Below are 26979 nucleotides of genomic sequence, written 5' to 3'. Positions count from 1 at the left end.
GACCTTAGTTTTCCTTTTTTGTCTTTTCAACTCTCTCTACTCTCTTTAGTAAATCTTCAAGACTTTGTTTTAGCAATTGATTCTCTTCTTTGAGTGTAGATAGTTCGTTATTCTGCTCAATAGTATAAAGAGTTAACTCTTCTATCTTCTCCAAAAGTTTTTGCTGGATCAAGCCCAAATCCTGACCATTGGCCTCTACTTCTTTGGCGGTAGGCATATTGGGGAGGTGGCCGTTATTCTTGATATATACCTCAAGCTCAGGCAGACTTTTGCGTAGATAGTCGTTAGAGAAAACATAGTCAGGAAAGGTACCTGGCGCAGCAGTGACCATTACTTTTTTCGTTTCCAGGTCGCCATAGATTAAAACCTTACCACTGGAGTCGTCAATTCTAAGCCTGGTAGTACCACTGGTCTGTAGTTGCAAATCTTCATCGTAGCTACTAAAAACACCCTCATTTACAGTAAGGCGTTTATTAAAAAAGAAACTAGGTCTATCTGTGATAAGATGTGCCCAGTTTGTGTTTTTCGGACCTAAATCTAAGAAACCATAGCCTGTATCAATCCGAATTCCCCCATCTTGATTTCCACGTAAAGCTCCTTGAAAATTAGAAATCCCTGTAAAATCTACATTATTGTATAATTGGTTTGAAAACGATGGTAAGGTACTGCACACAATCCACCATTCTGTTCCAGTGTTTTTATACGTATCAAAAGCTGATTGACTAAGAATCACAGAGCTGTAAATGCTAAAATCGGTTCCGTCAAATGACTGAGAGAAATAATTCCCTTTAATTACCGCTTGTGGATGCCAGCTAGAATTGATTTGATTGTTTGCATTATACTCCAAGGAGTTTACTCCATCCCATGGAATCACATAGATTGAAAAATCTGTACCTGGGTTTAGAGATGCTACTATTGCATAACCGGTTGCTCTTGCATTTCTTCTTTGTATATCTGAAAGACTTTGTGCTGCGAGACTAAAGCACAAAAGAGAAAAGAAAAGAATAAGTTTAATTTTCATTTGATACTTTCTTTAATTGACTAATCTCGGACTGTAGGTCTAATATGAGAGCCTCCATGGCCTTAAGTTTTACTTCTTGTTGAATGGTATATAAAGTCAGCTCTTCTATCTTCTCTAAAAGTTTTTGCTGTATAAGGCCCAAGTCCTGACCATTAGCCTCTACTTCTTTGGCGGTAGGCACATTGGGTAGGTGACCATTTTCTTTGATGTATGCTTCTAATTCAGGAAGGCTTTTGAGTCGATAGTCTTGTGAGAAAACATAGTCAGGAAAGGTACCTGGCGAAGAAGTGACTTTGACTTTTGAGGTTTCTATATTCCCCAAGACATTAAGATGATTACTAATGCCCACATCACCATTATAATCCACAATCATACTGGTAGAACCTAGTTTAAGTTGACCGGTAGACCCCACTATCTGCAAAGAGTGGAACCCATTGGTTTGCTGCTTAATAGAGAAATCTTGATTTTCCAGCTCGCCAACTCGCCAAATTTTACTTGCATTATATTCTATAAATGGATCCGCACCATTCACCCTAAGCTGGGTGCTTGGTGTTGAAAAGTCAGAAATATTGGACCCGGTTGGCGCTGTGTTAATGATAATTTGGTTATCATCTGTAAATGAGCTTACTCTATTTCTTAGATAAGTTATTCTAACCGTATAGCTGGAATAATTTTTAACATCAACATAAACAGGATAGGCAATATTCTCGTATCCGCTTCGGTAAGTCCCCGTGCCAAAAGAAGCTCCCAATGATATTCTGGCGTTGTGGTAATTTCCCGTTGACTCTACAAGGTATAAGGAAGGACTTGTACCTTGATTACCTTGCAAATGGCTTATTTCCAAAAAGTACTTCTCATAGCCAGATCCATAATAGTTATGAAAAAGTTCTATAATCATAGTACCGCCAGTTTGCCAGTGATGGGAATTAATGGCAACACTAGCAACCTCATACCTTTTGGCTTGTGTTCCATTGGCTAAAAGGTTATCAATAACCGAAGTCTTTATCCTCGTCTGATCTATGTGGGTTTGACCAATTGCAGAAAAATCAAGATAAAAGCCAACAACAAAAATGACTGAAAGGATACAAAAAAGTCTCTGAGAATTAAATCTGAGTTTCATCAAAGTGTGTTTATTTTAACAAAAGATGGTTTAAGATAAGTCACTAATTATTACCACTCCAAACAAAGAACAATCTTCTTTGAATAGTAACAATAGAAACTTAAGCAAATCCTATTAGGTAAGATTAAAACTTTGACACCCTAAAAGCACCTTGCATTGAAATATCTACCTGAATGGCAATTCGAACTATTCTTAAGGATTCTAGAACAGACAGTAACTGGTTAATTCACACCCAAATACTTGAGCCATTCGTTGGAAGTAAAGCCACTGAAATTGCGAACAAACATGATATAGGATGGCTTGAAGGGTTTTGTATTGAGCGGCATTTCAGCTTCTTCCGGAGTTTTATCCCCTTTGAGCGAGTTACACTTTTTGCAGGCTGCCACCAGATTAGTCCAGGTAGATTTTCCGCCTCTGGACTTGGGTAGTACATGGTCGATGGTCAGGTCTTTGCCCTTACCACAATACTGGCACCTCTGTCGGTCACGCTTGAAAATATTCTGGCGGGTGAGTATCACACTCTTGTAGGGAATGAAAATGTATTTCTGAAGCCTGATCACCGAAGGCATGGGGAAATCTTCATCGACTGACCGCATTTTTGTTTCCGGGTCATCATGAACGAGCTCAGCTTTTTGGAGGTAAAGCAGCAGGAAGGCCCTTTCTGCCGAACAGACAGATAATGGAGAGTAGTCCTGATTCAATACCAATACCCTGCGCATGCTAAGTGATAATTCTCTTCAATTTAAAGAATTGATGTGTATAAGTATTTTGTTCTAAATTTTTGATCCCTTTTTCATCTAGTTCATCGATTCTTACCTTGCCGGAAGCATGGATAATCTTTCCATCGTCCATCACTATTCCCACGTGGTTCATCTTCCCTTTTTCATTGGTGAAAAAGGCCAGGTCTCCTGCCTTTCTCTCTTCCAGAGCAACCTCCTTGCCTTTCTGAATCTGTTCTGAAGAATCGCGCGGCAGCATATAACCAGCGGTCTTGAATACTATCTGGGTAAACCCGGAGCAGTCTATACCAAAAGGGGTTCTTCCTCCCCAGAGATAAGGGGCATTCAGGTATTTATTGGCCTGATTCATCAGGTTAGTGACGTCCCATTTCTGATAGAGGGTTTTGGACATCCCATTGAAGGCAACATTCTCTTCGTCCTTAAAAATGGGATTGTTCAGCAGGGGCAAAATAGACCCTGCCACTATGTAATTGACTTGCTGTTTAAAAAGGATCTTCGATGACAGGTCTGTACAAATCTTATATTCCGTTTCTCCAATCTGATCAAAATACTCCTTTGAGATGGCATGATGCTGCTTCTGATCAATCCAGCCTTCATATCCGTCAAAGGCATTTTTAACCTTCAGCCATTTCTTGTTATCTGATGGCTCGATCACGGTATAGTGTTCGCCAAAAAGCAATTGAGAGATCATTTCAGAAGCATCGGCAGGTTCTGCTCTCACTGCCACCAGACTCAATCTGATTACACCGTAACCCAAAATATCCATTAGAACTTCATTCTTTGTAAATCCCTTTTAACATCGCGCTCTTTGATAGAGTCGCGTTTATCATGCAGCTTCTTACCCTTGGCCAGCGCAATTTCTAATTTAGCAAAACCTCTCTCATTTATGAAGAGCCTTGTAGGGATGATAGACATTCCCTTTTCTTCTGTTTTGGCCAATAACTTTTTCAGTTCCTGTTTATTCAACAACAGCTTCCTTTCGCGGGTCTGATCATGGTTGTAGTGCGTACCCTGTGCATAAGGTGATATATGCATCTGCTTTACCCAGAGTTCTTCCTTTTTGAAATAGCAGTAAGCATCGGCCAATGTAGCTTTGCCTTCTCTGATCGACTTGATCTCGGTACCCATCAACTGCATCCCGGCCACATAGCGGTCTATCAGCTCATACTCATAGCCGGCCCTTCTGTTCTTAATGTTGATACTATTTGAAAACCTACTCTTGTCTTTACTCGCCATCTCTTTCTAAACTACTGAATATCTGATTTATCTTAGTCTTTGGAAGAATTTTTTGTCCGGAACTTCCAACTGCTACCAATCTGTCTTTGCTTTTAACCGTAATGCTGCAAATCAGTTCATTCTTCTGCAACTGATCAACTACGGCCTCAATGATCAGCTCATCACCAACCATGGCAGGTGATCTGTGTTCTATACTTACCGCAGTACCTATTCCCTCTTCGTGTTCTTCTTTCATTTCAAGCACAAAAAGTCTTCCGGCCCACTCCATCTCTCTGGCCAGTGTAAAGGTAGAGCAAACAGGATGAACCAGACCGGTTTCGAATTGGGCTACATCCTCCTGCTTAACCCGGTATGTATGAACTTTGGTATCGCCTGTTTTGAAAATATTTTTCATTATTTAATTCCTGTTTGCATGCCATTCAGGGCTCTCTACCAAGGCCCTTGCCATGAAAATCAAAACTTCATTCTTGGCAGAGCACTCACCCCTTGATCGACAAACTCCTGGGCCAGGTACTTGTAGTGACCTGCCATGGCAATCATGCCTGCATTGTCAGTACAATATTCGAAAGCAGGAATATAGACCTGCCAGTTCTCCTCTTCAGCCATCTGACTTAACCTGTCCCTCAAGCCACTATTGGCAGAAACTCCTCCTGCAATAGCCACCTGATTGATTTTATATTTTCGTGCCGCTTTTCTCAGTTTTTGCAAGAGCATAGAAATCAACGTTTTCTGAACACTGGCTGCTATGTCTGCCTTATTTTCCTGGATGAACTGCTCATTTTCCTTTAATCGGTCCCGGAGAAAATAAAGCACTGCGGTTTTAATGCCACTAAATGAATAATTGAGCCCAGGCATTTCCGACTCCGGAAATTCGAAGGCATCAGAGTCACCCTCACGCGCGAGTCTATCTACCTGCGGACCACCCGGATAACCCAGTCCCATCATTTTAGCCACTTTATCAAAAGCCTCTCCTACAGCATCATCCTGAGTTTCTCCCACTACTTCCATTTCAGTAAAGTTCTTAACCAAAACAATCTGAGTATGACCTCCACTTACGGTAAGACATAGAAAAGGAAATTCAGGTCTGGGTTCATCGATAAAGTGAGCCAGGATATGGGCCTGCATATGGTTCACTTCAATGAGTGGAACATCGAGTGCCAGGGCCAGTCCTTTGGCAAAAGAAGTGCCCACCAAAAGCGCACCCATCAACCCCGGTCCGCGGGTAAAGGCAACTGCACTTATTTCTTCAGGAGAAATGGCAGCATTTTTGAGCGCTTGATCTACCACAGGCACGATATTTTGCTGATGTGCACGGCTCGCCAGTTCTGGCACCACACCTCCATAATTTTCATGCACCGATTGCGTTGCGACTATATTATTGAGTACTTTGCCGTTAACCGCTACTGCAGCGGATGTCTCGTCACAAGATGATTCGATGGCCAGGATTTTGATATCGGAGGAAGGCATTGAAGGAGAAAATTAAAAGATCGCAAGTTATTAAAAAACGGATTGTCAAATCAATCCTTTGGATCATTGCCACTCCATTCATTTTGCTGGCTCTGATTGCCTTGCTCATTAACCTTCCTCCCATTCAGAATTACATTGTCGATAAAGCCACCACTTACCTAACCGAAGGCACTGGTTATCAGACAGAAATAGGTTATGCCAATATCAAGTGGTTCAACTCCATTGCCTTGGATGATACCAGAATCTATGATGAAAATGGCATCACCATGATTGGTATTGACGAACTGGTACTCACCTTTTCACTCAGCGACTTACTGGGCAAGAAAGACATTCGCACCAAAGAAGCATGGCTAAAGGGAGCCGATGTCAATCTGCGCGATCACCACAGTGGGGGGCTAAATATCGATGAATGGGCGGATAGGATTAGCGAACTCACTGCTTCTGAATCTGCAAGCACTGCAGAACCCTCTGAATTTACCATCGATCAAATCACCCTGCTTGACTCCAAATTCAGTATTTCAGATAGCCGCAAAGACAGCATTAAAAACGGATTCGACTATAATCACTTTCAGCTACTCGATCTCAATGCCGACCTTTTAAACCTTAAAACAGTCAGAGATACATTTCAGATAGATATAAAGAGCCTCTCTACCCGCGATGCCTCTAGTGGTCTGACTATCGACCATCTCGAGACCTTTTTCCGGAACTCACAAAAGGGCCTGATCTTTTTCGACCTGGACCTGAAAATGGGTAAGTCACACATCAAAGACTTTATAGAACTCAGGCATGACCGCCCCTCTCAAATGGCCTATTTTGTTGACAGTGTAGATATACAGGCCGACTTCGATCACACCATTCTGCATACAGATGAGCTTGGATATTTTGTGCCGGAACTTAAAAAGGAGAATCAGTCAATAGAATTAACCGGTTTATTTCAGGGAAGGGTAAATAGTTTCTATTCCGATGATTTTGCTATTCGCTTTGGCGAGAACACCAGTCTGAAAGGTGAAATCGATATGGAGGGTTTACCAAACATTAACCAAACCATTTTCGATTTATCACTGGAAAACTCAACACTCAAGGCTACGGATATCAGAAAATATATTGGAGCCGAGGCCTTTAGAATTTCTAATAAGTTCGGACTGATCCGCATGTCTGGTGACTTCGAAGGCTTCCTCAATGACTTTGTGGCTTACGGAACCTTCAATACTAAAATCGGTAGGCTCGAATCCAATACACAAATCCGAATTCAGGAAAATCAACTCCCCTACTACCGTGGAGATCTGTTCTTACAAAACTTTGACCTGGGTAATTTTACCGAAGTTTCTAACTTCCAGAAGATTGACATGGATGGTCGTATAGAAGGAACCGGCTTCACTCTTGAAACAGCCACATTTCAACTGGATGCTATTATTCCAAAGGTGGGCATTAACGACTACCAATACACCAATATTGAAACAGATGGGGCTTTTGCTGAATCATTCTTTCAGGGTCAAATCGATGTCAACGACCCAAACTTCAAGCTCTTCGCCAACGGTTCGGTAGACTTAAGAGACAACAACAGAATATTCAAGCTGAAGGGCCGATTAGATACAGCTCTGCTCAAGTCTGTCAATATCACAGATACTGATATGGAGCTGAGTACCAGTTTCGATCTGGATATCTCTGGTTTGCAACTCGACAGTCTTCAGGGAAGAATTGACCTTTCGCAGACTTTTTACCGATATCAGACCAGAAATATTGAATTGGACTCTGTCTTTTTCACGGCATCCAAGTCGGCTTCAGGCAGAAAGTTAACCGTATCTTCAGACCTCCTTTTTGCAGATTTTAATGGAGACTTTGAGTTCTCGAATATTTCAAGAGAGCTCACCAATATCAATGAACAGTATCGACTACAATTTTCTTCCCGCTCTGAAGAGGTGGAAGAGTTCATCAGAAGAAACCCTTCCAGCCAGAATGACTTCAACATGAATTATAGTCTGAGTTTGTACGACATAAGCCCCGTCATTAATCTCTTCGATAGCACCATCTATGTTTCCAAAAACACACAAATGGATGGACGCTTTAATAACCGGCAGGGTGAATCTCTGGTATTGAATACTGATGTAGATACCATCAGGTTGGGGAATGTCAACTTCTACGACAACAATATCAATATCAATGCTACTGACATCCGAAGTCAGGAGAGAGTATTGGCACTGGGGTATCTCTCCAGTGAAAAGCAGGTTTACGCCAATTCCTCAGAAACAGACAAGCTGGTTTTTGAAGCGGTTTGGGATGGTACCCATATGGATATCCGGCAGAACATCACACAAAACAGCACGGGTAACTATGCAGAGGTTGGGGCTGACATCAACTTCTACCCCGACCGGACAGAGCTTCGCTTTGAAGACTCCAATATCACCATACTCGATGCCACCTGGCGAATTACCGAAGACAATGTGTTGGTATTTGGAGATGGTAAGATTACAGTGGAGAATCTGAACATCTATAATGACGATCAATCCATTAACCTGGATGGTGAGATTGCAGTTTCCCAGGACAGTGCCAAAACCCTTTCGGCCACTTTCAAAGATGTTGAAGTAGCCAATGTCAATCCCCTCGCTCAGGAATCCTATACAGGCAGAGTCAGTGGTAATGTCAAAGCACAGAACCTCTACTACAACCCAACCATCTTTGGCGACCTCTCCATTATCGACTTGCGAATCAACAACTTTCTGGTTGGCGATATGGAAGGCAACATCAACTGGAATGACTTTAGAGAAAGGTTCGACATCGATTTTGAAGTGAACCGATTACAAAAGAGAACCATCACCCTGGGAGGAGAATTTTATCCCTCAAGAACAGACGACCAATTGAATATTGATCTTATCCTCAACGATGCCAACATCAATATCGCTGAACCTTATATAGACGAATACTTTACCCAATTAGGTGGAGTAATTGACGGTACATACAAAATCACAGGAAGCAAGAATGCACCTCTCATGCAAGGCAAAGGGGCCATTAAAGGAGGTAAAATGAAAATCAACTACCTCAATACCCTCTACAACTTTGATGGTCAGGTAGATTTCTCAAAAGATTTGATTTCGTTGGAAAACCTGCAGTTTGCTGATACCCGGAATAACCAGGCATTATTCAGTGGACAAATCAGCCACGATACATTTAAAAACTTCAAACTGGATCTATTGGGACAACTCAATCAATTTCAGGTACTGAATACGAATGTAGACAACGGTGATGTCTATTATGGCGATGCCTTTGCTACCGGCCAGGTTTCATTGACAGGAGAAGCTTCTAACCTGACCATTGCCGCTCAGGTAAGAACTGAGACTGATACTAAAATCTACATCCCTATCTCCGAAGACACTCCTGATAATGATATTCCTGAATACATCACCTTTATCGATCGGACCATCCCGGATACAGTAGCTACTGCAGACACCCTTCAAATAGAAGAAGTAAACAAAGTAAAGATTGAAGGTTTAAAACTTGATCTTGACATTGAAGTCACACCTGATGCTTATGTAGAAATTATTATAGACCCTAAGACGGGTGATATCATCAGAGGTCGCGGTGACGGGCAGTTAAGACTATTGATCGACTCGCAGGGTGACTTCCAGATGACCGGTGGTCTGGACATCACAGATGGTGCCTATAACTTCTCTCTCTATAACATCATCACTAAAGAATTTGACATTGAACAGCCCAGTACCATCACCTGGTACGGAGATCCCTATGCCGCTGTAATGGACATAAAAGGTTCATACTCACAGAGCACATCCATTGCTCCCTTATTACAGCAGGCGGGCTTTGGAACTGTCACAGAAAGTGGCACTCAGGCGACTACCAGAAGGGTACCTACCAAAGTACTGCTCTTCCTTTCCGGTCCCATGCTGTCACCAGACATCAGCTTTGACATTGACTTCACCGATGCCAATCTGAACGACTATCAGGCAACAACAGCCATCAGTGCTTTCCAGAATAGAATCCAGAGTGATGACCAGGAGCTCAACCGACAAGTACTGAGTTTAATTGTACTGAACAGATTTCAGGAGCAAGGCGGTCTGACGATTGGTGGCCGCAGCCCGACACAGAACGTAAGTCAGCTACTCTCGAACCAATTGAGTCAATTGGTAGCCCAGTTAGATGAAAACCTGGAGGTCAACTTTGACCTGGCCGACCTGGATGAAAATGCGCTAAGCACTTTCAGGCTGCGGTTAAGCTACACCTTCCTTGATGGACGTTTACGCGTAACCAGAGAGGGAGAAGTTTCCAAAAGACTGGATATCAACAGCATAGCCGGAGACTGGACAGCCGAGTATTTGCTCACCTCAGACGGCAAGTATAAAGTGAAGGTCTACTCTCGTAGTAACTATGATTTGGCCCAACAGGCCATTAACCAAACCGCCACCAACCAGACCAGAGGGGCCAGTATTTCTCAAACTACCAGCTTCAATACTTTCAGAGAATTCTTCAAAGGCATTGAGAAGAAGAGAAAAGAGCGGGAAGAAGAAAAAACCACGAATAATTCTGGTGGCGGCTCAAACTAATGTAGCGTTCTGTGGTTGGGTTTAGAGAATTCATTCAATATGTCCAAAATTACCGTTTTCTGGTTCCGCAGAGACCTCAGGTTCATTGATAATACCGGTTTGTACTATGCTTTAAAGGAAGGCAAGCACGTCTTACCCATTTTCATTTTTGACAAAAATATCCTCGATAAGCTGGAAGATAAAAAGGACGCCAGGGTAGAATTCATTCGTGAGACACTTTCCGAAATGAACAAAGAACTCAAAGGGAAAGGCAGCACATTAAAGACATTTTACTCTACCCCACTGGAAGCTTATCAAAAGCTCACCAAAGAATTCGAAATAGAAGCCGTTTACACCAATCGCGATTATGAACCTTATGCCGGGAAGCGAGATGGTGAAGTAGAATCATTTCTTAAAGAAAGGGGTATTGGCTTCTACAGCTTCAAAGACCATGTGATTTACGAGAAGGAAGAAATCGTGTCAGGTTCCGGCAACTTCTACAAGGTGTACACACCCTACAGTAAGAGCTGGAAGGAGAAGTACAAGGCAAATACCCCTGAAACCACTCCAAGTGCACTATACTTTGAAAACTGGTTTCAAACGGAAAATCAGCCTGTACATAGTCTCGCTGAAATGGGTTTCAAACCCACAGATATTTCCATCCCCCCTTCAGAAGTGGAGAAAGAAGTCATTAAGCACTACGACAAGAAGAGAAATTTCCCTGCTGAAGATGCTACATCCAAGTTGGGCATTCACCTGAGGTTCGGTACCATCAGTATAAGACAACTAACAGAAAAGGCCATTTCCCTGAACGACACTTATTTGAACGAATTGATCTGGAGGGATTTCTATGCCATGATTCTGGCCAACAATCCTCAAGTAGTTGACAAGGCCTTTAAACCTGAATATGATCATATCCCCTGGAGACAGGATGAGGAAGGATTTGAAAAGTGGTGTCAGGGAAAAACAGGATATCCTATTGTTGATGCAGGAATGCGTCAGCTGAATACAACCGGTTATATGCATAATCGGGTGCGCATGATTGTGGCCAGTTTCTTAACCAAACACCTTCTGATTGACTGGCGATGGGGAGAAGCCTATTTCGCCAAAAAGCTTCTGGATTTTGACCTGGCCTCTAACAATGGCGGATGGCAATGGGCGGCCGGAACCGGAACTGATGCTCAACCCTATTTCCGCGTCTTCAACCCTCAATCTCAAACCGAAAAATTTGACCCGCAGCTTCAATACATTAAGAAGTGGGTGCCCGAGTATGGAACTGACAGGTACCCTAAACCGATAGTCGAACATAAATTTGCCAGACAACGAGCGATTGACACTTATAAAGAGGCATTATCAGGCTAGTTTTATAACTTTCGGCATGCGAAAGGCCCTGCTACTGGCTTGCTTTATTCTATTCAGACTTTCCTGTTTGGCGCAAGACAGCACGGCACATTCCATACCTCTCAAAAAAGTAAAGCTTTATGGCGGTATTGGATATACTACCGGGCTCTTTGTACTAAGTCAGGCCTGGTATGCCGAAAATGGATTTGAAAACTTTAAGTTCTTCAATGACAATGCAGAGTGGCTTCAGGTAGACAAGTTTGGTCATACTTACAGCACCTACCACTTTTCAAGAATCAACTATCAGCTACTGAGAAGAACAGAACTTAGTGATGAAAAGGCCCTGATATGGGGTAGCCTGCTCAGCACAGCACTATTCCTTCCGATCGAAATACTGGATGGTTTCTCTCCCGACTATGGCTTTTCATATGGCGATATGGTTGCCAATGCAGCAGGGTCGGGACTATTCTATGCTCAGCAAAAGCTCTGGGATGAGCAACGGATCAAACCCAAATTCAGCTTTAGAACAACGAATTATCCTGGCCTCCGCCCTGAGATCCTAGGTAAGAGTCTCCCTGAACAGTTGCTAAAGGACTATAACGGGCAAAGCTATTGGTTCTCGATCGACCTTCATGCCTTTGACCAGTCAGGTCATTGGCCAAAATGGCTTAACCTGGCTGTAGGATATGGAGCAGAGGGCATGGTGTTTTCCAGAAACTCTGAAAACAGCCTTGCAGGATTCAATAATTACCGCCAACTCTTTCTAGGCATCGACTTTGACTTAAGCTATATACCAACCAGCAGCAGGTTTCTCAAAACAGTGCTCTTCCTGGCCGACATGATCAGACTGCCAGCCCCGACCCTGGAACTGAGTAATGGAAGCTTGAAGGGGCATTGGCTTTACTATTGATACTTTTCATTGATAATCAGCGTTTTGCTCTGGTAGTCTAACACTAACACAATGCTCAAACAACATTTACTCTATCTTTTCACATTAAGTATCTTGCTTTCCGCCTGCACCTCCACCAATACCGAGGATCTGGAGCTGAAAATACCTGAAGGAAGTAAAGAAGCAGTAGTTTTTGAGTACCTGATCCATGATGTTGAGGGTGTAATATTCAATATGTTATTTTCCCTTCACGAAAGAGATCAGGGAGAGCTATATACCCATGCAGCTTATAATGTGTTTTCAAATCGGGGTGCCTGTGCCCATCAAACTTTGAACACAAACATTAACCGGCTGACTCTGGATTTCACCCAGACTTGCACCAGTGAAAACGGCCTGATCCGACAGGGTCAAATTGAAATCAACTATTCTGATCCAGAAGACTACATAGGTCATCAAATGAGCATTGTCCTGAACAATTACAGGGTTAACCAGATCGGGTTTAATGGAAGCATAAGCATTGAGAATACTTCAACGACAAACTCAGCAGATAATAAAACCTACCTGATCAGCTTCAATGATCTTGAATTGATCATAGGAAGTGAAACGAGCTTGTTCTCTGGTAACCGGGCGGTACATTATGAAAAGGATGACGGAGCTCAGTTCGAAACAACCGAACTGACCTACAGCGCTATAAACAACCTCAGCTATACCCTGGTCAACAGCCAAACCTTCAACCTTCAAACACCTGCCTCAACACTTCAGGTATTCGAATGTTGGCTGGCTCAACAGTACTTCCCCATCAGCGGAAGACAAACCATTTCAGGCCAAAACAGCAGCATAGAGCTGGACTTTGAAACCGGAGGTTGTAACAACACCCTCCACATTCAGGCTGAAGGAGAAGAAAGAAAGACTTTAGATCTGTCTGCCATCCTTTAGTTCAATGCATTCAACTATCTTTGCAGCGATATAGACCGTCTTATCGTTCTCCTGATTTATCGGGAGGAAGGAAAGTCCGGGCACCACAGGGAAGCATAGCGGCTAACGGCCGTCATTCCGAGCAATCGGGAGAGGACAAGTGCAACAGAAAGAATGTACAGGTAATGCTGTAGTGAAATCAGGTAAACTCTATGCGGTGAAATGCCACGTATACTTGCGTTTGAGGGTTCCCGCCCGATGTGAGAGGGTAGGCAGATAGATTTCGCCAGTAATGGCGCGACCAGATAAATGATAAGATCATCCCATCAGGGAGTAGACAGAACCCGGCTTACAGGTCTATATCTTTTTTCTTTTTCGTGAATTTGGTCATAGGGATGGATTGATTAGGAATTCATTTATCAAATGCCAACCACTTTACAATTTTAGCACTATTTTCGCTTGAAAGAATCAGTTCAATAATTACCAAATTTAACCTACCGAGAGATGGCAAAAATCCTGATCATAGACGATGAACAAAGTATCAGAAGTACACTCAGAGAAATTCTCGAATATGAAAAATATACCATCGATGAAGCCAAAGATGGTCAGGAAGGCCTGGATAAACTGATTTCAGATAAATTCGACATTGCCCTCTGCGATGTGAAAATGCCAAAGATGGATGGTATTGAACTCCTTGAAAGGGTTCAGATGGCTGGCATAGAAACACAATTCATTATGATCTCTGCCCATGGCACCATTGAAACTGCCGTGGATGCCACCAAGATGGGGGCCTTTGATTTCGTGCCTAAACCACCGGATTTGAACAGACTTTTGCTGACCGTCAAGAATGCACTGGACAAGTCATCTTTGGTTACCGAAACCAAAACCCTTAAGAAAAAGCTTTCCAAGAAATATGAAATGGTAGGAGAATCTCCTGCCCTGTCTGAAGTCAAGGAAATGATGGACAAGGTGGGCCCAACCGATGCACGTGTGTTGATCACCGGACCTAACGGAAGTGGAAAGGAGCTGGTAGCAAGGGGAATACACGAAAGAAGTAACCGCTCTTCCACCCCATTCATCGAGGTCAACTGTGCTGCTATTCCAGCCGAACTGATAGAAAGTGAATTATTCGGGCATGAGAAAGGTGCCTTTACCTCTGCTCACAAACAACGAATTGGAAAATTTGAGCAGGCCAATGACGGAACCCTTTTCCTGGATGAGATTGGCGACATGAGTCTTTCGGCTCAGGCCAAAGTCTTAAGGGCATTGCAAGAGCATAAAATCAACCGGGTTGGCGGAGATAAAGACATCAATGTGAATGTGCGTGTATTAGCCGCCACCAATAAGGACTTGAGAAAGGAGATTGCGGAGAACCGGTTCAGAGAAGATTTATACCATCGACTGAGTGTGATTGTAATTCAGGTTCCCGCCTTAAAGGAAAGGAAGGAAGATATTCCTCTACTGGTAGATAAATTTCTGGACGATATTGCTCAGGAGTACGGTACAAAGAAAAAGTCGGTAACCAAAGATGGACTCGAGGCCTTACAGGATTATGACTGGTCTGGAAACATCAGGGAACTACGAAACGTGACCGAACGACTGGTCATCATGTGTGGTGATGAAATTGGAGGAAATGATGTGAAAAAGTATCTGATTTAATCAGAACTGACCCTCTTTCTTTTCTTCTTTCTTCTCTTGCTTGTCTACTTTGGCGTAGGCAGGGCATATGTCCTGAGCGCATGAGGTAATGCCTAAAAAGGCGATTGCTACCAACAAAATGACCAATTGTTTCTTTTTCATGATCTCGAATTGTGCTTAAAGATAAAAATTCAATTTAAGTTTCAACGTCCCAAACAAAGATTATCTTCTTCTCAACGGAACAAGTGAGGCTTTATTTCAAACCACCAATAAGTTACAGCCACGTAAATCTGAGTTATCCATTCTACCCCTCACTTCGAAACTTCCCTCCTCATAGACAGTACCCAGGTCTTTGGTTTCTATAAAGGAACAGGTGTAAATATTAGCCAGGTCGATCACATTTAAGGCTACAGTTCTTTTGTTGGAAGGATAAGATAAAGGGTCATTGATATCGCGCCCCATTACACGCATGGTAGCCGATGGCTTAAAAAGTCCCTCACCCATCGAATAGGCCTGGGAAAAAAGTTCGGTCATCCCATATTCTGAATGGATATGCTGTACCCCAAAGGCTTTCATCAAACTGGCATGGACTTCTGTTCTGAGCATTTCTTCTCGTCTCCCTTTCATCCCCCCTGTTTCCATCACAATCAGTTCGGGGAAATCAACAGAGAAGGATTCTGCAAAATCGAGCAAAGCAAAAGTAACGCCCCATAGAATCACCTTCTTCTCTCCTTTCTTGAGTGCATTGAGTTTTTGGAATAGCTCTTCCAGGTTATTCAGGTAAAACCCTGACTCATTGGAGTTAGTCAGACCGATAAAATGATTCACCATGGAAATCAGTCCTGAATTTCCCCTTTCAAGATAGGAAGGCAATAAGGCCAGAATGATATAGTTATCTAAAGCACCGTACTGTTTCTCAAAAGCCCGAACGCAGTTTTCAAGATATAGCTGTTCATCAGCCACATAGTGTTTACTGGTTTCCATGCCCGTTGTACCACTGCTTTCAAAAACCAATTGCTCCTTCCATGAACCTGTTCGAATAACCTGAGACTTAAAAAAGGAAATGGGTAAAAAAGGAATATCACCCAACCTTGAGACAGTTTCGGGTGTCTTTCCTAATGAAGTGCACCAATTATGGTAAATGTCGTTATACTGATATTGGCACTTAAATATATCGATAGCCAGAGGCTCAAATTGTTCGGCCTCCAGCCTTTTTAATCGTTGTATTAAACTATTGAATTCTGGCATTCGTTATAGAGCCGTATATTCAGCCCACTTAGGGCAAATATTGTTATAATTGTATTTATTTAAAGGCAATTCATGAGATTAAGCTTCTCTAAATCTTTAGTATTCATTTCACTTCTCCTATTTGCGGCCATGGGATGTAACAGACCTCCCGATCTGCCGGTCACTCCGGAAGTGAGTTTTAACGATATCGTTTTCGAAGTCAGAAATGCGGGAGATCCGCTTTTTGAGGAGAATATTCTCAGACTTTCGATCAACATTAAAGATGGCGATGGAGACTTAGGTCTTGATGGTGATGAAGACAATGGTCCCTATGCTCCTTACTACCTGGTTACTCAGAATGGTGCCTATGTAGAGTTTGGAGATCGCCCGGAAGACCCTCCTTTTACTTGCCTTGACTATGTTATTGAAGACAGAGAAAACCTCGACATCAATGAAGATGGAGATTTCCTGGATACATTACGTATCGACTTTAACGAGAATCAATTCAACATAGAAGTAGACTTCTATGTAAAGAGAAACGGCTCTTTTGAAGAAGTAGATCTGAGAGCGCAACCGAGAGGCAGCGCCAATGAAAATACTTTCTGTGGTATTTCATTCGATGGTCGCTTTCCCTGCCTGTCATCTGACGACAACCCTTGCTCAATTGTAAGAAACTCCAACAGACCTATTGAAGGAGTGATCAATTACGAGATGAAGTCAGGACTCTTCTTACCATTATTCAGAACAGACACCGTAAAACTGGAATTTAAAGTGCGCGACAGAGCATTGCACACCAGTAACATTGGTGAAACCCCTGAGTTTACCCTTCAAAGTATTAGGGAAGAAAACTAATCAGTACAGTGATGGAAACCTGTCAGGCTCTACTTCGCTCATCAGCGCGTAGATTTTATCGAATACGGTTTCAACGTTTGGCTTAGACCAGTAATCACCATCTGAAGCATAAGCAGGTCTGTGCTCAGCACTGGCAATGGTTACAGGCTGAGAGTCAAGGTGGAAATAACCTCCCTGCTCTTCCAGTACTTTCTGCATCATATAAGCTGATGCACCACCCGGTACATCCTCATCGGCAAATACCACGCGATTGGTCTTCTTAAGTGATTCTACTATGGAATGATGTACATCAAATGGAAGTAATGACTGCACATCAATTACCTCTACAGAGATTCCTACTTCTTCCAGTTCTTCTGCCGCCTGAGTAATGATACGACACATGGAACCGTAAGTCACCACAGTAACATCAGTGCCTTCCTTAATCACTTCAGGAACACCCAAAGGAACAGTGAATTCTCCAATGTTATCAGGAATACGTTCTTTCAATCTATATCCATTCAGGCACTCAATGATCAAAGCGGGATCATCGGACTTGAGCATGGTATTGTAGAAACCTGCAGCCTGTGTCATATTTCTTGGAACCAGCACATTGATCCCTCTAAGGCTGTTCAGGATCATACCGATCGGTGAGCCGGAGTGCCATACTCCTTCCAGCCTATGGCCACGAGTACGGATTATCAATGGAGCTTTTTGACCACCAACAGTTCTATATTGCAGGGTAGCCAGATCATCACTCAAAGTCTGGATAGCATAAAGGAGATAATCCAGGTACTGAATCTCAGCAATTGGTCTCAAACCTCTCAGGGCAGCACCAATTCCCTGACCAATGATGGTGGTTTCTCTGATACCGGTGTCTGTCACTCTTAGCTCACCATATTTGGCCTGAAGACCAGCAAACGCCTGGTTCACATCACCAATTTTACCGACATCTTCACCAAAAGCAACGACTCTTGGGTCACGGCTCAACGCTGCATCGAAGCAGGCTTGCAGTACCTCACGTCCATCAACCAATGGGGAGGCATCTGTAAATTCGGCCTTAACCTCCTCCACCTTCAATGAAGCTTCATCAGATTCACTCATTACATGAGAGCTAAATCTTTGGAAGTTCTCTTCATCAGATTTTTTCAACCAGGCCACCAGAGAAGCTCTCGAAGAAGTGTCCTCATTACGTGTGATACGCAATATTTTCTTCACTGCTTTGTAGGCATCCATCCTGATTGGATTGAGAGTCTTTTTCAACTCAGACACGATTTGAATAATCTGTCCGCTGAACTCGCTCTCTTCTGCCAGGGCTTCAAGCAGGGTAACTGCTTTATCCTGATCATTCTTAATATCTTTTGCAAAAGCATTCCACGCAGCAGCACGGGCATCCTTTGCTGCACCTTTAGCTTCTTTCTCCAGCTTATCCAGGTCTTCTTCTGAAGCCAGGTCATTTTCCAGAATCCACTCTCTAAATTTTAAGATACAGTCGTGGTTCTTTTCCCACTCCAGTCTTTCCTTGGATTTGTAACGCTCGTGTGAACCTGAAGTAGAGTGACCCTGTGGCTGGGTTACTTCCTGCACATGAACCAATACCGGAACATGCTCATTTCTGGCCACTTTTTCCGCCTTTTCAAAGGCAGCTTTCAGGCCTTCGTAATCCCATCCTTTGGCCTTGATAATTTCAAAGCCTTTCTTTTTACTATCTCTTTGGATACCTGCCAGGAATTCAGAAATGCTTCCTTTGGTAGTATGATATTCCTGTGGTACGGAAATACCGTATTCATCGTCCCAAACCGCCATCACCATCGGCACCTGCAGTACTCCGGCAGCATTCATCGCTTCAAAGAAGTGGCCTTCGGAAGTAGAGGCATTTCCGATAGTTCCAAAAGCGATTTCATTTCCTTTGATAGAGAAGTCTGTAAACTCGTGAAGATCTTTATTTTGCTTATAGAGTTTACTGGCATAAGCCAGTCCGACCAATCTTGGCATTTGGCCGGCAGTAGGAGAAATGTCGGCACTTGAGTTTTTCATGGAAGTCTGAGCTTTCCATTTGCCATTTTCATCCAATAAGCGGTTAGCGAAATGGCCGTTCATTAATCTACCTCCTGAAGCCGGATCGGCCTCCACAGAAGTATGGGCATATAATTGAGCGAAATATTGCTGAACTGTGAGTTCGCCAATGGCAAACATGAAGGTTTGATCCCGGTAGTAGCCAGACCTAAAATCTCCATTGCGGAACACCTTAGCCATAGCTATTTGAGGCAGCTCTTTACCATCACCAAAAATACCAAACTTGGCCTTCCCCATGAAGACCTCCTTTCGGCCGATGATACTGGCCTCCCTACTTTCAACCGCTAGTTTAAAATCGTTGAGTACTTCCTCTACATTAACCTTCTTCTTACTAACAGTTTTTGAAACTCCCACAGGCATAAAATTTAATGAACTTACGTACTATTACGTCTAACAAATGTAATCAGAAAGAAAGACAAATCAAATTTGGTAAACCCTTATTTTAATCGACTTTTTTAGAATAAAATATTGAAATACCTGTTTTCGCATTACTTTTTATAGTATATCAACCATAATTCAAAATTTTATTTCTTCCTAAAAACAAGTAGAGAAAGATAATTTCATCATTCTTGAGTTTAGAGATATATCATTCTGATTCTGAGCGAAATCTGCGTTTTTAGCCCGTTTTGCAAACGTTTGTAGTATCTGTTGGCTATATTTGCCACTCAAAATTTATAAACCTTATCAGACATGATCATTGGCGTTCCAATAGAAATTAAAAACAATGAAAACAGAGTGTCTCTAACCCCTGGTGGAGCACTGGAGTTGATCAAGCGTGGTCACGAAGTTTATGTACAGACTAATGCTGGTTTAAACAGCGGTTTTCCTGATGAGGCTTATCAGGAAGTTGGGGCAAATATTCTTCCTACAATTGAGGCTGTTTATGAGAAAGCCGAAATGATCATGAAGGTAAAGGAGCCTATTGAACCTGAATATAAGCTGATCAAAAAGGATCAATTGGTATTCACCTATTTCCACTTTGCTTCTTATGAGCCGCTTACCCGTGCAATGGTAGACAGTGGTTCGGTGTGTCTTGCCTATGAAACTGTAGAGAAAGCAGATGGCAGCCTCCCTCTTTTGATTCCTATGTCAGAAGTAGCAGGTAGAATGGCAACTCAACAGGGTGCCAAATACCTGGAGAAACCAATTATGGGTAAAGGTGTATTACTTGGTGGTGTACCAGGTGTATCACCGGGTAAAGTATTGGTGCTTGGTGGTGGTATTGTAGGTACTCAGGCGGCTAAAATGGCTGCCGGACTTGGTGCACAGGTAACCATTATGGATGTGAACCTCGACAGAATGAGATACCTGAACGATGTAATGCCTCCGAACGTAGTAACCCGTTACTCAAATGAGGTAAACATTCGTGAATTAATTCCTCACATGGATCTGATCATTGGTGCAGTATTGATACCGGGTGCTAAAGCGCCTAAACTCATCACCAGAGATATGCTGAAAGACATGCAACCAGGTACCGTATTGGTAGATGTGGCTGTAGACCAGGGAGGTTGTATTGAAACCTGTACTCCTACTACTCACGAGAAACCGACATTTATCATTGACGATATTGTACACTACTGTGTGGCTAACATGCCGGGAGCTGTACCTTACACTTCTACTATCGCTTTGACTAACGCAACTCTTCCATATGCTATTCAATTGGCCAACAAAGGCTGGAAAAAAGCCTGCCAGGATAACAAAGAGTTGGAAATGGGCTTGAACGTAATCAACGGAGACGTTGTATACGAGGCAGTCGCAGAGGCATTTGATATGCCATTTGTTCCTGTTGAAAAGTATCTTGCCTGATATTAATTTGATGACATTTAGAAAAAAGGAGCCTAATTAGGTTCCTTTTTTTATTTTTGAAAATTCATGAATAATACGGCCTTAATCACCGGAGCAGCCAGCGGCATTGGATTAGAGTTTGCCAATGTTGCCGCACTCAATGGTTTCAACCTGTTATTGGTAGATATCAACGAGCAGGCACTGGAAGTAGCTCAAAGCAGTCTTCAGTCAATCTATTCTGTAGAAATCCGCATTCTACCGATGGACCTTGCCCATCAGGAAGCAGCACTGGATATCTTCAATTATACGCTCAATGAAAATATTGAAGTTGATCTGCTCTTCAACAATGCCGGCTTCGGCAACTTTGGATATTTCACCCAGAGCAACTGGGATAAAGACCGATCAATGTTGCAGGTTCACATGATCACTGCTACGGAGTTAATGAAGCGCTACCTACCAGGAATGACCAGCAGAGGTCGTGGATATATCCTCAACAATGCCTCTGTAGCTGCCTTTGTTCCAGGTCCGCTCATGTCTACTTATCATGCTTCAAAAGCCTATTTACTTAATTTCTCTCAGGCTCTGGCCAATGAAGTTAGAGCTCAAGGTGTGAATGTTTCTGTACTCTGCCCGGGAATGACCAAAACCAACTTTGCCAAAGCCAATGGCAATGAAAACCCCAACATCAAGTTCAATATAGCTGATGCTAAAAGCGTAGCCCAATTTGGATTCGATGGACTAATGAACGGAAAAGTGGTCTTAGTGCCCGGCTTCTGGAACAAACTCAGTGCCTTTCTACCGCGCCTGCTCAGTAGAAGAAGAGTAGCCAATATGGTAGGTAATATCCAGCGTAAAAATCACGCAAAACGGGTGGATGGAAAGGCTGTAAAAGGTATTTCACCCGTCTGAATAAGTTTTGAACCTCGCAGGTAATGGTATCGTTTTGTAATCTAATTTGTAAATTAGTTTAACAAATCATTCATCAGAGTTCAATGCTCTCAATCAAGGCGTACTTTCTGCCATTGCTCTTAATGCTCTATTTACCTCACCAGAATTCCAGGGAGAGAGTATTTATAGATAATTCCCACGAAGAATTTCTACTGGCATTCAACGACATCCCCGTATTGATTGATAGCACCAACTCCCTTTCTTTTGAACAAGTACTCAATTCGCAAAAGCAGTTTGCTGTTACCCCGGGATTCAAACCTAAAGACTACTGCGTAAGCTGTACCTATTGGATAAAAATACCCCTTCTGATTGCGAATGACCTGGACAAGGAATGGATGATCGAGTTCTATGATCAGACCATTGACGACATTACCGCCTATTTCCCGCAGGCCGACCTCAGTTACGAGAGCTCATCAGTCGGTGACCTGAGACCATTCAGGCAAAAACCATTTATTCATAAGAACTTTGAATGGATAATTGACACCAGCATTAAAGGGCAGCAGAACATCTATTTTAAGGTGAGGTCACACACCTATGCTGATGTCAGGGTTTCCATCAGAACAGTGAATAAGTTTGTTGGCTATGCCCTGAATGAATACTTCTTATATGGCATTTTTTATGGAATGATATTCATTGTGGCTGTATACAACCTCCTTATTTACCTGGCCATACGGGAGATTAAATACCTCTATTATACTTTCTACATACTTAGTGTGGGTGTATACGCCATGTGTGTCGATGGTATTGCCTATCAATACCTCTGGCCCAACTGGCCTCAATGGAACCAGATCGCCTATGGAGCTGCGCTCTATTCATTGATCTTCTGGTCCCTACTGTTCTCCAGGCGATTTCTGAACCTCATTGTAAGAGCCCCCAAATTATATCAGGCAATTAACTGGACCATAGCACTCAGGTCAGCTTTCTTTTTCTTTGCGCTGATCTTCGATCACAGCCTGTTCGATTACAGAAACATAGAGATCATTCCCTTATCACTGATTTTCTACAGCAGTATCAGGGTTTGGAGTAAAGGCTATAAACCGGCTCGGTTCTTCGTGGTGGCTTATGGGATACTGTTCCTGGGCTTTCTGGCCAAAGCATTGATTTACCTGTCTATTATCCCTCTGGTGACTATTACTTACTACAGCTTGCATATCAGCTTCCTGCTGGAAATGATCTTCCTGACCGTTGCGTTGAGTGACAGAGTTCGAATATTAAAATCCAATCGCGACAGAGCTCTGCAAAGAATCATCAATCAGCAAAAGGAAAATGCTCAGCTTAAAGACAAGGTAAATCAGGAGCTGGAAGAAAAGATTAAGGACAGAACCAGACAGCTGGAAGAGAAAAACCTTCTGCTGGCCAACACCAATCAAAAACTGATTGAGCAAACCAAAGAGATCAATGCTATCAACTCGAAGCTAGACCTTGATAACTGGAAACTCAAAAACAACATTAAGGAGATCTTACAGGATCGGCTGATCAACAAAAACCTTAATCTTGAGCAGTTCCAGAAAATCTTCCCTGATCAGGCCACATGTTATCGTTTTCTTGAGAAGCTCAAATGGGGCAATGGCTATCATTGTTCCAAGTGCGGTAATACCAAATACCTGGAAGGCAAAACCAAGTTCATGAGGCGATGCTCTAAGTGTGGTTATAATGAGTCCGTAACAAGCAACTCTATTTTCCATGGCATCCGCTTTCCCATTGAAAAGGCCTTCTTTATTCTTTATGTCTCCAACAACCGGCAGAAAGACTACACCCTTGACCAATTATCGGAAATGCTCGACCTGAGAAGGAACACTGTATGGAATTTCAGAAAGAAGATCGAGAAAGTCTATGAGAGTGATTCGAAAAAGAAGTCAGGAACTGTCTTCATACACAATCTCTTCAGTACACACCTGAATTAGGCTGTAAATCACTTTTTGTTACTCAAGCGTGATATGCAAACGTTTTCGACCTTTTAAGGCTATTCTGAGCCTTTTTTAATTGATATCCAAGCGCAAAATCCACTGCTTTTAAAAGTCCATTTTAAGCCAAAAAATCAACTTTTCCCTTTTCACTATTTGCGTCTGTTCTATACAAGCTCTACAATTACTTAGAGTATTTCAAACGATTTACTCCCACTACATTACCTATTAGCAAAACAAATAAATTAGGCATGAAGAAAACTCTAAGCTCGTACTTGAAAGTACTCCCGGTACTGCTCATGTGTGCTTTAGCTCAACCACTGAGCGCACAGACAGTAGTAGTTTTGGGAACTGTCCGATCTGCTGAAGATGGACAGACCCTGCCGAGTGTTACTGTTCGGGAAAAGAACACTAACAACGGCATTACCACCGACATTGACGGTCGGTATCGGCTGGAAGTAGCCAGCAACGAATCGGTCCTTGTATTCAGTTTCGTTGGATTTGTCACCCAAGAAGTTGTGGTAGGCAATCAAACCACTATCAACATTACATTGGCACCCAACATTAGTGAGTTAGGTGAAATTGTAGTGGTTGGTTATGGTAGCCAGGAACAGAAAGACCTCACCTCTTCGATATCGACTATTAAAACAGAAGAAATCGACAAAACTCCCACTGCACAAGCCATGCAGGCACTACAAGGTAAGGTGCCCGGTTTACAGGTAGTAAGCAGTGGTGCTCCCGGAGCAGCTCCAACCGTAAGGGTTCGTGGTGTTGGTTCCCTTGAGGGAAATGCTGCTCCCCTGTATGTAGTGGATGGCATGTTCTTTAGTAGCATAGACTTCCTGAACACTTCAGATATTGCTTCGATCTCTGTTTTGAAAGATGCTTCAGCATCTGCCATTTATGGTGTAAGGGCATCGAATGGAGTTATTCTGATCGAAACCAAATCAGGTAGCTATAATAAACCAGCTGAAATTATCTACAACGGATACTATGGTATCCAGACTGCTCAGAACGTACTGAAAGTAGCCAACTCGCAGCAGTTCACTAACTATGCGTTAGCTACAGGATCCAGTGCAGATCAGGCATTTATCGACAATGCCCTTCAGCGTTTTGGACGAAGCAGAATAGACCCTAACATTCCTGCCGTGAATACTGACTGGTATAGCCAGGTCATGGAAGAGTATGCCCCTATTCAAAACCACTCATTATCTGTAAACGGTGGTAGCGATAAAAGCCGTTACTCATTAGGCGTTAGCTACTTCAAACAAGACGGTTTGCTCAAGTTCACCAGAAACGAGTATGAACGACTTAACCTCCGTTCGAAAATAGATTTCGATGTTACTGAAAACTTCAGAGTGGGTGGAAACATCAATATCAGTAATGGTACTCAGTACGTTGCTGAAAACTCAGTATGGTTTAAAACTTATTTTGCCGTGCCAATTCTTCCGGTCTATGATGACCAGAACACCGCGGCCACTCCAAACATGTTCTCCAATGCTCAGGTATTGGGTTACAGGGGCTCTCAAAACCCGCTTTACGACCTGTTTTATAACGACAACAGAAATAAGATTGGCAAATTCCTCGGTAACTTCTACGCAGAGCTAGACATTATCCCTGATATGTTAACTGCCAGAACTGCCTATAATTACAGCTTCTCGCAGATTAACTCCAGAAACATCAACTTTGAGTTCAGTGATGGTGTAACCGACTTCCTTTCTTCTCTGAGAAGAAGCCACGCCACTACTTATAACCAAATCTGGGATAACTACCTGACCTTCAACAAGCAATTCAATCAGCATAACCTTACCGCAGTATTAGGTTATTCTTACAGAAATGAAACTGCCGAAGGTGTATTTGCCAGAGGTACTGAACTAGACCCTTCTCCGAACAGGGTACAGGAAGAACTATGGTACCTTTCTTTGGCTGATCAGATTGATGAAGGCGGTGTAGGCGACTTTGGTAGCAAAATCTATGGTACCTCCTACTTTACCCGTGTCGCTTATAACTACGATGACAGATACCTCCTTTATGGAACATACAGAAGAGATGGCAATAACAAATTCCAGGAAAGATGGGGTGACTTCTTCACTGTAGGTGCCGGTTGGGTACTGACAGAAGAAGAATTCTTTAACGCACCAATGGTAGACTTCCTGAAAGTAAGAGCCGGTTGGGGTCAATTAGGAAATGACGGTATCACGGCCTCAGTTGGAGCTCCAACGGTAGAACAGAGATTCGTAGCCATCGATGGTGTGAGAACTCCGGGTAACGTGGTCATCCCAACTTTTGACTTTGTAGACAGATGGGAAACTACAGAAGAAATCAACGTGGGTATCAGCTCAAGAATGTTTAATGAAAGACTTTCAATCGAAGCCGATTACTTCCAGAGAGATACAAAAGATGCAGCAGTTACTATCATTCTGCCACTAATCAGGGAGAATGTGAGAAGAAGTGCTGCCAGCATCAGAAACGAAGGTTTCGAACTGGCTATGAACTGGTCTGACGATCTTCCCGGAGGTATTCGCTACAGCATTGGTGGTAACTTAGCCACATTGAACAATGAAGTATTGAGCCTGGGTGGACCTCAGTATCTCGATGCAGGTTCTGCTGAGTTCAGACAACGTTCAATCATTGGCAATCCGCTGCAAGCCTTCTTTGGCTACAAAACAGACGGTATCTTCCAGAATCAGGCTGAAATCGACAACAGCGGCTATACCTCAGAATTCATTACCAACTCAGGTGTTGAGCCGGGTGACTTCAAATATGTTGATCAGAATGGTGACGGTGTAATTGACGATAATGACAGAGTAGTGCTCGGTTCTTACCTGCCTACCCTGACTTATGGTTTCAACTTCGCTGTGAGCTATAAGAACTTCGATTTGTCTGCTGACTTCCAGGGACAATCAGGACATAGCATTCTGAACAGAAAAAGAGGTGAAATCATCTTCACCACAGATACTAACATCGATGCAGAGCTGGCCGATAACCTTTGGACTGGTGAAGGCACTTCTAACAAGTACCCTTCAGCTGCCGGTCTGAGAAAAGGATGGAACCAGAATATGAGTGACTATTTTGTTGAAGACGGATCTTACTTCAGAATCCAGAACATTAGATTGACTTACAACCTGATCAACAAGACAGTATTAGGCACTGAAATGCCTGACACCAAGATCACTTTCACTGCTGAAAGGCCATTGACACTGTTCAACTACAACGGATTCAACCCTGAAGTAGCTAACGGAATCGACAGACAGACCTACCCAATTCCTGCTGTTTACACACTTGGCTTAAATATCAAATTTTAAGATAAAA

The 26979-nt window shown here is 42.8% G+C and carries 20 protein-coding genes and 1 other RNA gene; 11 read left to right on the top strand and 10 right to left on the bottom strand.

The genetic code is table 11. The annotated features are described in order from the left end of the window. Nucleotides 1-4 precede the first annotated feature (4 nt). From ACOOEY_RS16390 to tsaD, 7 genes are all read right to left on the bottom strand, one after another. Nucleotides 5-1021 (bottom strand): hypothetical protein, encoded by a 1017-nt coding sequence (locus ACOOEY_RS16390; RefSeq protein WP_420385803.1) that lies wholly within the window; start codon nucleotides 1019-1021, stop codon nucleotides 5-7. Next, nucleotides 1011-2141 carry a hypothetical protein gene (locus ACOOEY_RS16385; protein ID WP_420385802.1) on the bottom strand — a complete coding sequence of 377 codons (1131 nt, stop codon included), beginning with the start codon at nucleotides 2139-2141 and terminating at the stop codon, nucleotides 1011-1013. The genes ACOOEY_RS16390 and ACOOEY_RS16385 overlap by 11 nt, the downstream gene beginning before the upstream one ends. Nucleotides 2142-2362: 221 nt before the next feature. Then, nucleotides 2363-2860, bottom strand: coding sequence for an HNH endonuclease (locus tag ACOOEY_RS16380; protein WP_420385801.1), 498 nt, complete (start codon nucleotides 2858-2860; stop codon nucleotides 2363-2365). Nucleotide 2861: 1 nt separating this feature from the next. After that, on the bottom strand, nucleotides 2862-3647 hold the full coding sequence (locus tag ACOOEY_RS16375; RefSeq protein ID WP_420385800.1) for an NlpC/P60 family protein: 786 nt from the start codon (nucleotides 3645-3647) through the stop codon (nucleotides 2862-2864). Beyond that, entirely contained in the window at nucleotides 3647-4117 is a 471-nt protein-coding gene (smpB, locus tag ACOOEY_RS16370) for an SsrA-binding protein SmpB (protein WP_420385799.1), read from the bottom strand. The genes ACOOEY_RS16375 and smpB overlap by 1 nt, the downstream gene beginning before the upstream one ends. Beyond that, nucleotides 4107-4511 carry a thioesterase family protein gene (locus ACOOEY_RS16365; protein WP_420385798.1) on the bottom strand — a complete coding sequence of 135 codons (405 nt, stop codon included), beginning with the start codon at nucleotides 4509-4511 and terminating at the stop codon, nucleotides 4107-4109. Before ACOOEY_RS16365 ends, smpB begins: the two co-directional genes overlap by 11 nt. Nucleotides 4512-4570: 59 nt before the next feature. Further along, nucleotides 4571-5584, bottom strand: a complete 1014-nt coding sequence (tsaD, locus tag ACOOEY_RS16360; RefSeq protein WP_420385797.1) for a tRNA (adenosine(37)-N6)-threonylcarbamoyltransferase complex transferase subunit TsaD — start codon at nucleotides 5582-5584, stop codon at nucleotides 4571-4573. On the opposite strand from tsaD, the gene ACOOEY_RS16355 reads away from it, so the two are divergent. From ACOOEY_RS16355 to ACOOEY_RS16330, 6 genes are all read left to right on the top strand, one after another. Next, a complete protein-coding gene (locus tag ACOOEY_RS16355) occupies nucleotides 5584-10137 on the top strand; it encodes a translocation/assembly module TamB domain-containing protein (RefSeq protein ID WP_420385796.1) in 4554 nt (1517 codons plus the stop codon). The genes tsaD and ACOOEY_RS16355 overlap by 1 nt on opposite strands. Before the next feature lie 39 nt (nucleotides 10138-10176). After that, on the top strand, nucleotides 10177-11478 hold the full coding sequence (locus tag ACOOEY_RS16350) for a cryptochrome/photolyase family protein (RefSeq protein WP_420385795.1): 1302 nt from the start codon (nucleotides 10177-10179) through the stop codon (nucleotides 11476-11478). A 16-nt stretch (nucleotides 11479-11494) separates the two neighbouring features. Beyond that, the gene (locus tag ACOOEY_RS16345; RefSeq protein ID WP_420385794.1) at nucleotides 11495-12367 is read left to right on the top strand and encodes a DUF2279 domain-containing protein; all 873 of its coding nucleotides are present in this window, start codon (nucleotides 11495-11497) and stop codon (nucleotides 12365-12367) included. A gap of 51 nt (nucleotides 12368-12418) precedes the next feature. Next, nucleotides 12419-13282 carry a hypothetical protein gene (locus ACOOEY_RS16340; protein ID WP_420385793.1) on the top strand — a complete coding sequence of 288 codons (864 nt, stop codon included), beginning with the start codon at nucleotides 12419-12421 and terminating at the stop codon, nucleotides 13280-13282. Between the two features lie 27 nt (nucleotides 13283-13309). Next, nucleotides 13310-13629, top strand: an RNA gene (rnpB, locus tag ACOOEY_RS16335) — RNase P RNA component class A. Between the two features lie 136 nt (nucleotides 13630-13765). Next, nucleotides 13766-14920, top strand: a complete 1155-nt coding sequence (locus tag ACOOEY_RS16330; RefSeq protein WP_420385792.1) for a sigma-54-dependent transcriptional regulator — start codon at nucleotides 13766-13768, stop codon at nucleotides 14918-14920. On the opposite strand, the gene ACOOEY_RS16325 is transcribed toward ACOOEY_RS16330, so the two are convergent. Further along, nucleotides 14921-15061: a hypothetical protein gene (locus ACOOEY_RS16325; protein WP_420385791.1), complete on the bottom strand. Its 141-nt coding sequence runs from the start codon at nucleotides 15059-15061 to the stop codon at nucleotides 14921-14923. It abuts the gene before it with no gap. Between the two features lie 96 nt (nucleotides 15062-15157). Continuing rightward, nucleotides 15158-16147, bottom strand: a complete 990-nt coding sequence (locus ACOOEY_RS16320) for an acyl transferase (protein ID WP_420385790.1) — start codon at nucleotides 16145-16147, stop codon at nucleotides 15158-15160. 72 nt (nucleotides 16148-16219) lie between these two features. Between ACOOEY_RS16320 and ACOOEY_RS16315 the strand changes: the two genes are divergently transcribed. Further along, entirely contained in the window at nucleotides 16220-16978 is a 759-nt protein-coding gene (locus ACOOEY_RS16315) for a hypothetical protein (RefSeq protein WP_420385789.1), read from the top strand. Here the strand turns inward: ACOOEY_RS16315 and ACOOEY_RS16310 are convergent, their stop codons facing one another. Next, nucleotides 16979-19390 carry an alpha-ketoacid dehydrogenase subunit alpha/beta gene (locus ACOOEY_RS16310; protein ID WP_420385788.1) on the bottom strand — a complete coding sequence of 804 codons (2412 nt, stop codon included), beginning with the start codon at nucleotides 19388-19390 and terminating at the stop codon, nucleotides 16979-16981. Nucleotides 19391-19720: 330 nt separating this feature from the next. Between ACOOEY_RS16310 and ald the strand changes: the two genes are divergently transcribed. The 4 genes from ald (at nucleotide 19721) to ACOOEY_RS16290 (ending at nucleotide 26972) form a co-directional block, all read left to right on the top strand. Continuing rightward, nucleotides 19721-20836 (top strand): alanine dehydrogenase, encoded by a 1116-nt coding sequence (ald, locus tag ACOOEY_RS16305; RefSeq protein WP_420385787.1) that lies wholly within the window; start codon nucleotides 19721-19723, stop codon nucleotides 20834-20836. A gap of 66 nt (nucleotides 20837-20902) precedes the next feature. Beyond that, nucleotides 20903-21724: an SDR family NAD(P)-dependent oxidoreductase gene (locus ACOOEY_RS16300; protein WP_420385786.1), complete on the top strand. Its 822-nt coding sequence runs from the start codon at nucleotides 20903-20905 to the stop codon at nucleotides 21722-21724. Between the two features lie 83 nt (nucleotides 21725-21807). Further along, nucleotides 21808-23667, top strand: a complete 1860-nt coding sequence (locus ACOOEY_RS16295; protein ID WP_420385785.1) for a 7TM diverse intracellular signaling domain-containing protein — start codon at nucleotides 21808-21810, stop codon at nucleotides 23665-23667. Between the two features lie 251 nt (nucleotides 23668-23918). After that, nucleotides 23919-26972, top strand: a complete 3054-nt coding sequence (locus tag ACOOEY_RS16290) for a SusC/RagA family TonB-linked outer membrane protein (protein WP_420385784.1) — start codon at nucleotides 23919-23921, stop codon at nucleotides 26970-26972. Nucleotides 26973-26979: the final 7 nt, after the last annotated feature.

It is taken from the genome of Roseivirga sp., from assembly GCF_965216855.1.
In the GTDB taxonomy this organism is placed as follows: domain Bacteria; phylum Bacteroidota; class Bacteroidia; order Cytophagales; family Cyclobacteriaceae; genus Roseivirga.
The sequence above is the reverse complement of the archived record's forward strand: the minus strand, read 5'-3'. Positions and strand labels throughout refer to the sequence as shown.

Bases quoted from the DNA above. Each gene is read 5' to 3' on its own strand.
- ACOOEY_RS16295 (WP_420385785.1), top strand. From the start codon at position 21,808: ATGCTCTCAATCAAGGCGTACTTTCTGCCATTGCTCTTAATGCTCTAT.
- ACOOEY_RS16325 (WP_420385791.1), bottom strand. From the start codon at position 15,061: ATGAAAAAGAAACAATTGGTCATTTTGTTGGTAGCAATCGCCTTTTTA.
- ACOOEY_RS16330 (WP_420385792.1), top strand. From the start codon at position 13,766: ATGGCAAAAATCCTGATCATAGACGATGAACAAAGTATCAGAAGTACA.
- ACOOEY_RS16315 (WP_420385789.1), top strand. From the start codon at position 16,220: ATGAGATTAAGCTTCTCTAAATCTTTAGTATTCATTTCACTTCTCCTA.
- ACOOEY_RS16320 (WP_420385790.1), bottom strand. From the start codon at position 16,147: ATGCCAGAATTCAATAGTTTAATACAACGATTAAAAAGGCTGGAGGCC.
- ACOOEY_RS16375 (WP_420385800.1), bottom strand. From the start codon at position 3,647: ATGGATATTTTGGGTTACGGTGTAATCAGATTGAGTCTGGTGGCAGTG.
- ACOOEY_RS16340 (WP_420385793.1), top strand. From the start codon at position 12,419: ATGCTCAAACAACATTTACTCTATCTTTTCACATTAAGTATCTTGCTT.
- ACOOEY_RS16350 (WP_420385795.1), top strand. From the start codon at position 10,177: ATGTCCAAAATTACCGTTTTCTGGTTCCGCAGAGACCTCAGGTTCATT.
- ACOOEY_RS16300 (WP_420385786.1), top strand. From the start codon at position 20,903: ATGAATAATACGGCCTTAATCACCGGAGCAGCCAGCGGCATTGGATTA.
- tsaD (WP_420385797.1), bottom strand. From the start codon at position 5,584: ATGCCTTCCTCCGATATCAAAATCCTGGCCATCGAATCATCTTGTGAC.
- ACOOEY_RS16310 (WP_420385788.1), bottom strand. From the start codon at position 19,390: ATGCCTGTGGGAGTTTCAAAAACTGTTAGTAAGAAGAAGGTTAATGTA.
- ACOOEY_RS16385 (WP_420385802.1), bottom strand. From the start codon at position 2,141: ATGAAACTCAGATTTAATTCTCAGAGACTTTTTTGTATCCTTTCAGTC.
- ACOOEY_RS16365 (WP_420385798.1), bottom strand. From the start codon at position 4,511: ATGAAAAATATTTTCAAAACAGGCGATACCAAAGTTCATACATACCGG.
- ald (WP_420385787.1), top strand. From the start codon at position 19,721: ATGATCATTGGCGTTCCAATAGAAATTAAAAACAATGAAAACAGAGTG.
- smpB (WP_420385799.1), bottom strand. From the start codon at position 4,117: ATGGCGAGTAAAGACAAGAGTAGGTTTTCAAATAGTATCAACATTAAG.
- ACOOEY_RS16345 (WP_420385794.1), top strand. From the start codon at position 11,495: ATGCGAAAGGCCCTGCTACTGGCTTGCTTTATTCTATTCAGACTTTCC.
- ACOOEY_RS16390 (WP_420385803.1), bottom strand. From the start codon at position 1,021: ATGAAAATTAAACTTATTCTTTTCTTTTCTCTTTTGTGCTTTAGTCTC.
- ACOOEY_RS16290 (WP_420385784.1), top strand. From the start codon at position 23,919: ATGAAGAAAACTCTAAGCTCGTACTTGAAAGTACTCCCGGTACTGCTC.
- ACOOEY_RS16380 (WP_420385801.1), bottom strand. From the start codon at position 2,860: ATGCGCAGGGTATTGGTATTGAATCAGGACTACTCTCCATTATCTGTC.